This is a genomic window from Streptomyces sp. NPDC052299, from assembly GCF_040679335.1.
Taxonomy (GTDB): domain Bacteria; phylum Actinomycetota; class Actinomycetes; order Streptomycetales; family Streptomycetaceae; genus Streptomyces.
This window is the reverse complement of sequence record NZ_JBFAUP010000016.1, coordinates 1-12,165: the sequence shown is the minus strand read 5'-3', so window position 1 is coordinate 12,165 and position 12,165 is coordinate 1. Positions and strand designations below refer to the sequence as shown.

Annotated in this window: 8 protein-coding genes; 6 read left to right on the top strand and 2 right to left on the bottom strand. The window is 71.5% G+C overall.

Going from position 1 to position 12,165, the window contains the following annotated elements:
- The first annotated feature begins 15 nt into the window (after nucleotides 1-15).
- The 3 genes from AB0L33_RS25295 (at nucleotide 16) to AB0L33_RS25285 (ending at nucleotide 7,186) form a co-directional block, all read left to right on the top strand.
- A complete protein-coding gene (locus tag AB0L33_RS25295; RefSeq protein WP_164400470.1) occupies nucleotides 16-750 on the top strand; it encodes a VIT1/CCC1 transporter family protein in 735 nt (244 codons plus the stop codon).
- A 423-nt stretch (nucleotides 751-1,173) separates the two neighbouring features.
- On the top strand, nucleotides 1,174-5,733 hold the full coding sequence (gene gltB, locus AB0L33_RS25290) for a glutamate synthase large subunit (RefSeq protein ID WP_365685053.1): 4,560 nt from the start codon (nucleotides 1,174-1,176) through the stop codon (nucleotides 5,731-5,733).
- The gene (locus AB0L33_RS25285) at nucleotides 5,726-7,186 is read left to right on the top strand and encodes a glutamate synthase subunit beta (RefSeq protein ID WP_365685051.1); all 1,461 of its coding nucleotides are present in this window, start codon (nucleotides 5,726-5,728) and stop codon (nucleotides 7,184-7,186) included. Before gltB ends, AB0L33_RS25285 begins: the two co-directional genes overlap by 8 nt.
- A 108-nt stretch (nucleotides 7,187-7,294) precedes the next feature.
- Here the strand turns inward: AB0L33_RS25285 and AB0L33_RS25280 are convergent, their stop codons facing one another.
- Entirely contained in the window at nucleotides 7,295-8,515 is a 1,221-nt protein-coding gene (locus AB0L33_RS25280; protein WP_365685049.1) for an SLC13 family permease, read from the bottom strand.
- A 38-nt stretch (nucleotides 8,516-8,553) separates the two neighbouring features.
- On the bottom strand, nucleotides 8,554-9,321 hold the full coding sequence (locus AB0L33_RS25275; protein ID WP_365685047.1) for a rhomboid family intramembrane serine protease: 768 nt from the start codon (nucleotides 9,319-9,321) through the stop codon (nucleotides 8,554-8,556).
- Nucleotides 9,322-9,508: 187 nt separating this feature from the next.
- Here AB0L33_RS25275 and AB0L33_RS25270 point away from each other — a divergent pair, with 187 nt between their 5' ends.
- The 3 genes from AB0L33_RS25270 (at nucleotide 9,509) to AB0L33_RS25260 (ending at nucleotide 12,025) form a co-directional block, all read left to right on the top strand.
- Nucleotides 9,509-9,994, top strand: a complete 486-nt coding sequence (locus AB0L33_RS25270; protein WP_365685046.1) for a pyridoxamine 5'-phosphate oxidase family protein — start codon at nucleotides 9,509-9,511, stop codon at nucleotides 9,992-9,994.
- A gap of 206 nt (nucleotides 9,995-10,200) precedes the next feature.
- Entirely contained in the window at nucleotides 10,201-10,404 is a 204-nt protein-coding gene (locus AB0L33_RS25265; RefSeq protein WP_018104519.1) for a cold-shock protein, read from the top strand.
- Nucleotides 10,405-10,492: 88 nt separating this feature from the next.
- Nucleotides 10,493-12,025 carry a DEAD/DEAH box helicase gene (locus AB0L33_RS25260; protein ID WP_365685044.1) on the top strand — a complete coding sequence of 511 codons (1,533 nt, stop codon included), beginning with the start codon at nucleotides 10,493-10,495 and terminating at the stop codon, nucleotides 12,023-12,025.
- The last annotated feature ends 140 nt before the right edge of the window (nucleotides 12,026-12,165 follow it).

Here is a 12,165-nt window from a genome sequence, read left to right as displayed (position 1 = left end):
GGAGAGGGACAAGCCGTGGCCATCATCGAGACCGACGCCGTACTGCACGAGGCCCACCGGGACAACCACACGCACCGTGACGTCAACGGCGGCTGGCTGCGTCCGGCGGTCTTCGGGGCGATGGACGGGCTCGTCTCCAACCTGGCCCTGATGACCGGCGTCGCCGGCGGCGACGTCTCGCACCGCACCATCGTCATCACCGGCCTCGCGGGACTGGCCGCCGGTGCCTTCTCGATGGCGGCCGGTGAGTACACCTCCGTGGCGTCGCAGCGCGAGCTGGTCGAGGCCGAGCTGGACGTCGAGCGGCGCGAGCTGCGCAAGCACCCGGTGGACGAGGAGCGGGAGCTCGCCGCGCTCTACGAGTCCCGGGGCGTCGAACCCGCGCTCGCTCGCGAGGTCGCCCGCCAGCTCTCGCGCGACCCGGAACAGGCCCTGGAGATCCACGCCCGCGAGGAACTGGGCATCGACCCGGGCGACCTGCCCTCGCCCCTGGTGGCCGCCTTCTCTTCGTTCGGCGCCTTCGCGCTGGGCGCCCTGCTGCCGGTGCTGCCGTTCCTGCTCGGCGCCGACGCGCTGTGGCCGGCCGTGCTGCTGGCGCTCGCCGGGCTGTTCGGCTGCGGCGCGGTGGTGGCCCGGGTGACCGCCCGCAGCTGGTGGTTCAGCGGACTGCGCCAGCTGGCCCTGGGCGGCGCGGCCGCCGCGATCACGTACGGCCTGGGTGCCCTCTTCGGCGTGGCCGTGGGCGGCTGACCCCGCCCGGTCTCCCTCGCGCTTCCCCCTCGTAACGGGCCGGTTCACGCAACCGGCCCGTTACGCGTACGCCATGCGTGTGACGTACGTCTTGGCCCGCGCCTCTGGGCGTGGCCGCGCCCGGCACCGTAAAATGAGTCTCTATGCAGGGCTGCACATAAGTAGCCACTACCCGGCGGTTTCGTTTTCTCCGCCACCGGGCATGAGCCGTAGACACCGCAGGCAACGACGCCTGCTCTCCGCGTCTCCCGGGCGCCGATCCTCTGACAGCGACCCACTCCACCGTCATCGATGGTGTCCGCATGTTGGAATGGTTCATCCGCTTTTTGAGAAGCGCCCCATCATGTAATCTGCACGAAATTTCGCAGAGGGCCAACGTCGTCCCTCGGCACTGCATATGCCACGACGACGACGGGAGAGCCGATGCGCACCGACGCCTGGTCGCCCATGGACGGTCGCCCCGCCCCCCAGGGGATGTACGACCCCCGCAACGAGCACGACGCCTGTGGCGTGGGGTTCGTAGCCACTCTGACCGGTGTGCCCGGCCACGAGATGGTCGAGCAGGCTCTGACCGTGCTCCGCAACCTCGAACACCGCGGTGCCACCGGCTCGGAGCCCGACTCCGGTGACGGCGCCGGCATCCTGCTCCAGATCCCGGACACGTTCCTGCGCGCCGAGGCCCCCTTCGCGCTCCCCGAGGCCGGCGCCTACGCCGTCGGCATCGCCTTCCTGCCCGCCGACGACGCCAACGGGGCCGTGCGCGAGCTGGAGAAGATCGCCGGCGAGGAGGGCCTGACGGTCCTCGGCTGGCGCGAGGTCCCGGTCACCCCGGACATCCTCGGCAACGGCGCCCGCGCCACCATGCCCGAGTTCCGCCAGCTCTTCGTGGCGGACGGCGAGAGCACCGGCATCGTCCTGGACCGCAAGGCGTTCGTGCTGCGCAAGCGCGCCGAGCGCGAGGCCGGGGTCTACTTCCCGTCGCTCTCCGCCCGCACCATCGTCTACAAGGGCATGCTCACCACCGGTCAGCTGGAGCCCTTCTTCCCGGACCTCTCCGACCCCCGGTTCGCCACCGCGGTCGCCCTGGTCCACTCGCGCTTCTCGACCAACACCTTCCCGAGCTGGCCGCTCGCACACCCGTACCGCTTCGTCGCGCACAACGGCGAGATCAACACGGTCAAGGGCAACCGGAACTGGATGAAGGCCCGCGAGTCCCAGCTCGCATCCGGCCTCTTCGGCGACGCGCCGCTCGACCGGATCTTCCCCGTCTGCACCCCGGACGCCTCGGACTCCGCCTCCTTCGACGAGGTCCTGGAGCTGCTCCACCTCGGCGGCCGCTCGCTGCCGCACTCGGTGCTGATGATGGTCCCCGAGGCGTGGGAGAACCACGACTCCATGGACCCGGCACGCCGCGCGTTCTACCAGTACCACTCCGCGATGATGGAGCCCTGGGACGGCCCGGCCTGCGTCACCTTCACCGACGGCGTCCAGGTCGGCGCGGTCCTCGACCGCAACGGTCTGCGCCCCGGCCGTTACTGGGTCACCGACGACGGCCTCGTCGTCCTCTCCTCCGAGGTCGGCGTCCTGGACATCGACCCGGCCAAGGTCGTCCGCAAGGGCCGCCTGCAGCCCGGCCGCATGTTCCTCGTGGACACCGCCGAGCACCGCATCATCGAGGACGACGAGATCAAGGCGTCCCTCGCCGCCGAGCACCCCTACCAGGAGTGGCTGGAGAGCGGCGAGATCGAGCTGGAGGACCTCCCCGAGCGGGAGCACATCGTCCACACGCACGCCTCCGTCACCCGCCGCCAGCAGACCTTCGGCTACACCGAGGAGGAGCTGCGCGTCATCCTCGCCCCGATGGCCCGCACCGGCGGCGAGCCCCTGGGCTCCATGGGCACCGACTCGCCGATCGCCGCACTCTCGGCCCGGCCCCGGCTGCTCTTCGACTACTTCACCCAGCTGTTCGCGCAGGTCACCAACCCGCCGCTGGACGCCATCCGCGAGGAACTCGTCACCTCGCTGCGCTCCGTCCTCGGCCCCTCGGGCAACCTCCTGGAGCCGGGCGCCGCGTCCTGCCGCAGCGTCGCCCTGCCCTTCCCGGTGATCGACAACGACGAGCTGGCCAAGCTCATACACATCAACGCCGACGGCGACATGCCGGGCATGAAGGCCGCCACGCTCTCCGGCCTCTACCGGGTGCACGGCGGCGGCGACGCGCTGGCCGCCCGCATCGAGGAGATCTGCAACGAGGTCGACGCCGCCATCGAGGACGGCGCCCGCCTGATCGTCCTGTCCGACCGGCACTCCGACGCCGAGCACGCGCCGATCCCCTCGCTGCTGCTCACCTCCGCCGTCCACCACCACCTCATCCGCACCAAGCAGCGCACCCAGGTGGGCCTGCTGGTCGAGGCCGGGGACGTCCGCGAGGTCCACCACGTCGCGCTGCTGATCGGCTACGGCGCCGCCGCGGTCAACCCGTACCTCGCCATGGAGTCCGTCGAGGACCTGGTCCGGGCCGGCACCTTCATCGAGGGCATCGAGGCCGAGGACGCCATCCGCAACCTGATCCACGCCCTGGGCAAGGGCGTCCTCAAGGTCATGTCCAAGATGGGCATCTCCACGGTCGCCTCCTACCGCGGCGCCCAGGTCTTCGAGGCAGTCGGCCTCGACCAGTCCTTCGTGGACCGCTACTTCAACGGCACCGCCACCAAGATCGGCGGCGCCGGGCTCGACGTCATCGCCAAGGAGGTCGCCGCCCGGCACACCAAGGGCTACCCCGCCTCCGGCATCTCCGCCTCGCACCGCGCGCTGGAGATCGGCGGCGAGTACCAGTGGCGCCGCGAGGGCGAGCCGCACCTGTTCGACCCGGAGACGGTCTTCCGCCTCCAGCACTCCACCCGTAACCGCCGGTACGACATCTTCAAGAAGTACACGGACCGGGTGAACGAGCAGTCCGAGCGGCTGATGACGCTCCGCGGCCTGTTCGGCTTCAAGTCGGACCGCCCCTCGATCGACATCGAGGAGGTCGAGCCCGTCTCGGAGATCGTCAAGCGCTTCTCCACCGGCGCCATGTCCTACGGCTCCATCTCGCGCGAGGCCCACGAGACCCTCGCCATCGCGATGAACCAGCTGGGCGGCAAGTCCAACACCGGTGAGGGCGGCGAGGACGCCGACCGGCTCTACGACCCGGCCCGCCGCTCGTCCATCAAGCAGGTCGCCTCCGGCCGCTTCGGCGTCACCAGCGAATACCTGGTCAACGCGGACGACATCCAGATCAAGATGGCCCAGGGCGCCAAGCCCGGCGAGGGCGGCCAGCTGCCCGGCCACAAGGTCTACCCGTGGGTCGCCAAGACCCGGCACTCGACGCCGGGCGTCGGCCTCATCTCCCCGCCGCCGCACCACGACATCTACTCCATCGAGGACCTGGCTCAGCTGATCCACGACCTCAAGAACGCCAACCCGCAGGCCCGCATCCACGTGAAGCTGGTCTCCGAGGTCGGCGTCGGCACCGTCGCGGCGGGCGTCTCCAAGGCGCACGCGGACGTGGTCCTCATCTCCGGCCACGACGGCGGCACGGGCGCGTCCCCCCTGACGAGCCTCAAGCACGCGGGCGGCCCCTGGGAGCTCGGCCTCGCCGAGACCCAGCAGACCCTGCTGCTCAACGGCCTGCGCGACCGCATCGTCGTGCAGACCGACGGCCAGCTCAAGACCGGCCGCGACGTCGTCATCGCCGCGCTGCTCGGCGCCGAGGAGTTCGGTTTCGCGACCGCGCCCCTCGTCGTCTCCGGCTGCGTCATGATGCGCGTCTGCCACCTCGACACCTGCCCCGTCGGCATCGCCACCCAGAACCCGGTGCTGCGCGACCGCTTCTCCGGCAAGGCCGAGTACGTCGTCAACTTCTTCGAGTTCATCGCGCAGGAGGTCCGCGAGCTCCTCGCCGAGCTCGGCTTCCGCACGATCGAGGAGGCCGTCGGCCACGCCGAGCTGCTGGACACCGACCGGGCCGTCACGCACTGGAAGGCGCAGGGCCTGGACCTCGCCCCGCTGTTCTACGTCCCCGAGCTGCCCGAAGGCGCGGTCCGGTACCGGAACACCGAGCAGGACCACGCCCTCGACAAGGCCCTCGACAACGAGCTGATCAAGCTCGCCGCCGACGCCCTCAGGGCCGACAGCCCCGAGGCCGCCCAGCCGGTCCGCGCGCAGATCGCGATCCGCAACATCAACCGGACCGTCGGCACGATGCTCGGCCACGAGGTCACGAAGAAGTTCGGCGGTGCGGGCCTGCCCCAGGACACCATCGACATCACCTTCACCGGCTCCGCGGGCCAGTCCTTCGGCGCCTTCCTGCCCAGCGGTGTCACCCTGCGCCTGGAGGGCGACGCCAACGACTACGTCGGCAAGGGCCTGTCCGGCGGGCGCGTCGTCGTCCGCCCCGACCGCGGCGCCGACCACCTCGCCGAATACTCCACGATCGCGGGCAACACCATCGCCTACGGCGCCACCGGCGGCGAACTGTTCCTCCGCGGCCGCACCGGCGAACGCTTCTGCGTCCGCAACTCCGGCGCCACCGTCGTCTCCGAGGGCGTGGGCGACCACGGCTGCGAGTACATGACCGGCGGCCACGCCGTGGTGCTCGGCGAGACCGGGCGCAACTTCGCGGCCGGCATGTCCGGCGGTGTCGCGTACGTCATCGACCTCAACCGCGACAACGTCAACGCCGGCAACCTCGGCGCGGTCGAGGAACTGACCGACACCGACAAGCAGTGGCTGCACGACGTCGTGCGCCGCCACCAGGAGGAGACCGGCTCCACCGTCGCCGGGAAGCTCCTCGCCGAGTGGGACACCGCGGTGGCCCGCTTCAGCAAGATCATCCCGTCCACCTACAAGGCAGTGCTCGCCGCCAAGGACGCCGCTGAGCTCGCCGGTCTCTCCGAGCAGGAGACCACCGAGAAGATGATGGAGGCGGCGACCAATGGCTGACCCCAAGGGCTTCCTGACCACCGGCCGCGAGGTCGCGCAGACCCGCCCCGCGGGCGAGCGCGTCAAGGACTGGAACGAGGTCTACGTTCCCGGCTCGCTGCTCCCGATCATCAGCAAGCAGGCCGGCCGCTGCATGGACTGCGGCATCCCGTTCTGCCACAACGGCTGCCCGCTCGGAAACCTCATCCCCGAGTGGAACGACTACGCCTACCGCGAGGACTGGGCCGCCGCCTCCGAGCGGCTGCACGCCACGAACAACTTCCCGGAGTTCACCGGGCGGCTGTGCCCGGCGCCCTGCGAGTCGGCGTGCGTGCTCGGCATCAACCAGCCGGCCGTCACCATCAAGAACGTCGAGGTCTCGATCATCGACAAGGCGTGGGGCAACGGTGACGTGACCCCGCAGCCGCCGGAGCGCCTGTCCGGCAAGACCGTCGCCGTCATCGGCTCGGGCCCGGCCGGCCTCGCCGCCGCCCAGCAGCTCACCCGGGCCGGTCACACGGTCGCCGTCTACGAGCGCGCGGACCGCATCGGGGGCCTCCTCCGGTACGGCATCCCCGAGTTCAAGATGGAGAAGTCGCACATCAACCGCCGCATCGAGCAGATGCGCGCGGAGGGCACCAAGTTCCGCACCGAGACCGAGATCGGCCGGGACATCGACGCCGCGAAGCTGCGCCGCCGCTACGACGCCGTGGTCATCGCCGCCGGTGCCACCGTCTCGCGCGACCTGCCCGTCCCGGGCCGGGAGCTGAACGGCGTGCACTTCGCGATGGAGTACCTGCCGCTCGCCAACAAGGTGCAGGAGGGCGACCTGACGGTCTCCCCGATCACCGCCGAGGGCAAGCACGTCGTCGTCATCGGCGGCGGCGACACCGGCGCCGACTGCGTCGGCACCGCCCACCGCCAGGGCGCGCTCTCCGTCACCCAGCTGGAGATCATGCCCAAGCCGGGCGAGGAGCGGAACGCCAACCAGCCCTGGCCGACCTTCCCCATGCTCTACAAGGTCACCTCCGCGCACGAGGAGGGCGGCGAGCGGGTCTACTCCGTCTCGACCACCCACTTCGAGGGCGACGAGGACGGCAACGTCCAGGCCCTCCACCTGGTCGAGGTGGAGTTCAAGGACGGTAAGCTGGAGCAGAAGCCCGGCACCGAGCGGGTCATCCCCGCGCAGCTGGTCACGCTCGCGATGGGCTTCACCGGCACGGACCAGGCCAACGGTCTGGTCCAGCAGTTCGGTCTGGAGCTCGACGAGCGCGGCAACATCGCCCGCGACCAGGACTACGCGACCAACGTCGACGGCGTCTTCGTCGCCGGGGACGCGGGCCGCGGCCAGTCCCTCATCGTGTGGGCCATCGCCGAGGGCCGCTCCGCGGCACGCGGCGTGGACCGCTTCCTGACCGGAGCCAGCGCGCTGCCGGCCCCGATCCGCCCGACGGACCGTGCCCTGACGGTCTGACACGGCACACAGACGTCCCGCACAACGGCGTGCGGAACTGAACGCGGCGCCTGCCCGTCCCCGACCGGACGAATCGGCAGGCGCCGTGGCGCGTCCGGGGGCAGGTGCTCAGGCGGTCAGCGCCAGCGCGCAGGTCGCCGCCGCCGTCGCCGTCACCGCGAGCACCAGGCCGGTCAGCGCGAAGCGCCGCACCCCGATCCGCGTCCCCTGGAACCGGCACCGCTCGAACCACAGCAGCGTCGCCAGCGACCCCCACGGGGTGACCAGCGGGCCCGCGTTGACCCCGATCAGCAGGGCCAGCAGCTGATGGTGGTTGTCCGCCGGGACGACCGCCTCGCCCGCCACGTACGCCGGAAGGTTGTTCAACACGTTGGCGAGCCCCGCACCCACCCCGGCGGTACGCAGCATGCCCGCGAGGCCGTCGTCCGAGCCGAGCGCCCGCACCAGCACCTCGTGCAGCCCGTGCGCGTTGACGGTCTCCACCACCAGGAACATCCCCGGCACCAGGACCAGCAGCCGCCACGGGACCAGCGAGAGCCGCAGCTCCTCGCGCCGCCGCACCGCGTACGCAGCCACCACCACGACCATCGCCACCAGCGAGGCCGACCAGAGCGGCACGTCCGCCACCAGGATCGCCAGCAGGAACCCGGCGCACGCCACCGAGCAGACCCCGAGCAGCACCCGGTCGTCGGGCGACGGCACCGCGGGCGGGGTGTACGTGTCGGCGCCCCGCCGCCCCCGGCGCCAGTAGAAGACCCACAGGCACAGCGCCGTCATCCCGATCGCGGCCAGCTGCGGCAGCCACATCACCCCGGCCAGACCGGCCGGGGACAGCGCCACCCGGTCCGCCGCCAGCAGATTGGTCAGATTCGATACGGGGAGCAGCAGGCTCGCCGTGTTGGCCAGCCACACCGTCGTCATCGCCAGCGGCACCGCCGCGATGCCCACCCGCCCGGCCAGCGCCAGCATCACCGGCGTGAGCAGCACCGCCGTCGTGTCGAGGTTCAGGGTGATCGTCGTCAGCGAGGCGAACGCCACGCACAGCCCGAACAGCAGCGGATAGCGCCCCCGCCCGGCCCGCGCCACCCACGCCGCGACCACGTCGAAGACCTGCGCCCGGCCCGCCAGCTCCGCCAGCACGATCACCGTCGCCAGGAACGCCAGCAGCGGCCCGATGCGCCGCAGCTGGTCCTGCGCGGGCCCCGAAGGCAGCAGCCCGGTCGCCGCGAAGACCACCCCGAGCAGGAGCAGCCCCCCGGCCAGCCAGTCCAGCGGATGCAGCCGCCGCGCCAGGGCACGCGAGCGCTCCGTGAAGTGATCATTCCGCATGCCGGTCATCGTGTCAGACGGGTGCGCCCCGGCGCCGCTCAGCCGGTCAGCGCCGACGTCTTGAGGACCACCAGGAGCACCAGCACCGCCGCCAGCACCACGCACCCGGCCGCCTGCACCGCCGTACGCCGCCCGGCGGGTGCGTACGCGTACACGACCGTCACCGCCGCACCGGTCACCAGCCCGCCCAGGTGCGCCTCCCAGGAGGTCAGGGCCGCCGAGAGCAGCATCCACACCAGGAACCCGGCCAGGAAGCCGTTGACCGCCCGCACGTCCCGGCCCAGGCGGCGGCTGACGACGTAGTACGCGGCGGCCAGACCGAAGACCGCGCCCGAGGCGCCCACCACCTCGTCCGACGGCGAGACCAGGTAGACCAGCACCGAACCGCCCAGCGCGGACAGCAGATACAGGGCGAGGAAACGGACCCGGCCCAGCGGCTCCTCCACCACCCGGCCGAGATGACACAGGGCGTACATGTTGAACGCCATGTGCAGCACCCCGAACAGCGAACCGAACGACGAACCGCCCGGCGGCAGATGGAGGAAGGTCCCGGTCAGCAGCCGGTACCACTCGCCGTGCGCCACACCGGTCCAGCGCAGGCCGCTGAAGCTCCCGTCGTCGGGGAAGTACTGGTCGCTCGGACCGGCCAGCCCGGCCCCCGTCATCGCGAACCGCCCGGCCGTCCCCGGGCGTATCAGCTCCGTCAGGTAGGCCAGCACGTTGAGGCCGATCAGCGCGCCCGTGACACCGGGCACCGCCCGCGACACCGGGGGACGGCGGGAGTACGTGGTCGCGGCGGCCTCCATGGCCGGCTCCTTCGTCTGTACGGGATCGGGGGCCGGTGGGGGGTCGGCGGCGATCAAGATAGCGAACCCGCGACGGCGCTCCCGCCCCGGGCTCCGCACCCCGCGCGGGCACCCGAACGGGTGGGCCGGAGCGGAACCGGCGGGAATCCGGACAGAGGATGACGGGATTCCCGGGTTCCATGGCCCCATGACCACAAGCACCTGGACCGACTTCCGTACCGCCGAGCCCGGCTTCGCCGACACCGTGCGACGGAGGTTCGCGCAGTACAAGCACCATGTCCTCGCCACCCTCCGCAAGGACGGTTCCCCCCGGCTCACCGGCCTGGAGGTGGACTTCTGGCAGGACGAGCCGCACCTCGGCATGATGCCGAACTCCCGCAAGGCCCTCGACCTGCGCCGCGACCCCCGCTTCTGCGTGCACGCCAACCCCGGGCCCGACGCCGAGATGGCCGACGGCGACGTCCGGATCTCCGGGCGCGCCGTCGAGGTGACCGACCCCGCAGTCCTCGCCCGCTTCATCGAGGAGCGCACCCCGCCCGAGCCCTTCCACCTGTTCCGCGTCGAGCCCACCGAGGTGGTGCGGGTGGGCCTGGAGGGCGGCGACACCATCGTCATCAGCACCTGGCACCCAGGCCGCCCGCTGCGCACGATCCGCCGGGGCAACGAGGGCTGACCGGGCCGCCTCCCGACATTCTGCGGCGGCTCGTGCTACGGTGGTCGTGTTGCAGTTTTGGTACCCATGAACTTTATGTGCGCCTGACGGGAATGCTTCGTCAGGCGCTTTATTGTTTTCCGGCTTTCTCCGGATGGGGCTCAATGCGGCGACTTGGAATTCGTAAAGTGCGAATTTCCGGCACTGCACCTCCTTAGGAGATCGACATGGCTACTGGAACCGTGAAGTGGTTCAACTCTGAAAAGGGCTTCGGCTTCATCGAGCAGGACGGCGGCGGCGCCGACGTCTTCGCCCACTACTCGAACATCAACGCCCAGGGCTTCCGCGAGCTCGTCGAGGGCCAGAAGGTCAGCTTCGACGTCACGCAGGGCCAGAAGGGCCCGCAGGCGGAGAACATCGTCCCGGCCTAATTTTCGCCGGACGCGTACCTCGCAGCCGGGGCCCGCACCGTCAAGGTGCGGGCCCCGGCTCGTGCTGTCCCAGGAGGACAATCCCGATATGACCCGCTCCGAACGCCAGGACCGTCCCGCCCGCAACCGCCCCTCCAGGGCGCGCGGCACGGACCGGGCACAGGCAACCGCACAGGGTTCCGGCAAGGGAACCGGAAAGGCGTCGCCCCGTCGCAGGGCCACGCCGCCGCAGGGCGAATTCGCGCTGCCCGAGACCATCACCCCCGCACTGCCCGCCGTCGAGGCGTTCGCCGAGCTGGACATGCCCGCAGCCCTGCTGAAGACCCTTGCCGCGCAGGGCGTGACCGAGCCGTTCCCGATCCAGGGCGCCACGCTGCCCAACTCGCTGGCCGGCCGTGACATCCTCGGCCGGGGCCGCACCGGCTCCGGCAAGACCCTCGCCTTCGGCCTCGCGCTGCTGGCCCGCACCGCCGGCCGCCGCGCCGAGCCGAAGGCCCCCCTGGCCCTCGTCCTCGTCCCGACCCGCGAGCTCGCCCAGCAGGTCACCGACGCGCTGACGCCGTACGCCACCTCGGTCAACCTGCGCCTGGCCACCGTCGTCGGCGGCATGTCGATCACCCGGCAGTCCGCCACGCTGCGGCGCGGCGCCGAGGTGCTGGTGGCGACCCCGGGCCGGCTCAAGGACCTCATCGAGCGCGGCGACTGCCGGCTGGACCAGGTCGCGATCACGGTCCTGGACGAGGCCGACCAGATGGCCGACATGGGCTTCATGCCCCAGGTCACCGCCCTGCTCAAGCAGGTCGAGGCGGACGGCCAGCGGATGCTGTTCTCCGCGACCCTGGACAAGAACATCGACCGCCTGGTCAAGATGTTCCTCACCGACCCCGTCGTGCACTCGGTCGACCCGTCCGCCGGTGCGGTCACCACCATGGAGCACCACGTCCTCCATGTCCTGGACGAGACCGACAAGAAGGCCGTCGCGACCCGGATCGCCGCCCGCGAGGGACGCGTGATCATGTTCGTGGACACCAAGCGCGCGGCGGACCGTTTCGCCAAGCGGCTCCTCGCCAGCGGGGTGCGCGCCGCCGCGCTGCACGGCGGACGCTCCCAGCCGCAGCGCAACCGGACCCTGGACCAGTTCAAGAACGGCCAGGTCACGGCACTCGTGGCGACGAACGTGGCGGCCCGGGGCATCCACGTGGACGATCTCGACCTCGTCGTCAACGTGGACCCGCCCACCGACCACAAGGACTACCTCCACCGGGGCGGCCGCACCGCCCGCGCCGGTGAGTCCGGCAGCGTCGTCACCCTGGTCCTGCCCGACGAGAAGCGCGACATGACCCGCCTGATGCGCGACGCGGGCATCGCCCCGCGCACCACCCGCATCCGCTCCAGCGACGAGGAGCTGACCCGCATCACGGGCGCCCGCGAACCGTCCGGGATCGCGGTGGTCATAGAGGCCCCGCAGCCGACGCAGCCCAAGCCGCGCACCCGGCCGGCCGGAGCCCGCTCGGGCAGCCGCGGCCGCGGCCGGGGGACCGGCGCGTCCCGGGGCGCCGGTGCGTCGCGCAGCACCGGTGCCTCCAGGGGCACCGCGCAGCGCACCCGCCGCGCCGCGTAGCACCCGTCGCCGGGGGGGCCTTTGAAACCCCGCCCGGGCTTGGGGAGCGGGGGGCCGGGGGGCGCGCCCCCCCCGGCCCCCCCAGTCCGCAGGATTCCCTGTTGGGGGGGGGGCCCAAACCACACCCCAACCCCCCACAA

Excerpts from the sequence above, each read along its gene's own strand:
- gltB (WP_365685053.1), top strand. The coding sequence starts at position 1,174 with ATGCGCACCGACGCCTGGTCGCCCATGGACGGTCGCCCCGCCCCCCAG.
- AB0L33_RS25285 (WP_365685051.1), top strand. The coding sequence starts at position 5,726 with ATGGCTGACCCCAAGGGCTTCCTGACCACCGGCCGCGAGGTCGCGCAG.
- AB0L33_RS25280 (WP_365685049.1), bottom strand. The coding sequence starts at position 8,515 with ATGCGGAATGATCACTTCACGGAGCGCTCGCGTGCCCTGGCGCGGCGG.
- AB0L33_RS25275 (WP_365685047.1), bottom strand. The coding sequence starts at position 9,321 with ATGGAGGCCGCCGCGACCACGTACTCCCGCCGTCCCCCGGTGTCGCGG.
- AB0L33_RS25270 (WP_365685046.1), top strand. The coding sequence starts at position 9,509 with ATGACCACAAGCACCTGGACCGACTTCCGTACCGCCGAGCCCGGCTTC.
- AB0L33_RS25265 (WP_018104519.1), top strand. The coding sequence starts at position 10,201 with ATGGCTACTGGAACCGTGAAGTGGTTCAACTCTGAAAAGGGCTTCGGC.
- AB0L33_RS25260 (WP_365685044.1), top strand. The coding sequence starts at position 10,493 with ATGACCCGCTCCGAACGCCAGGACCGTCCCGCCCGCAACCGCCCCTCC.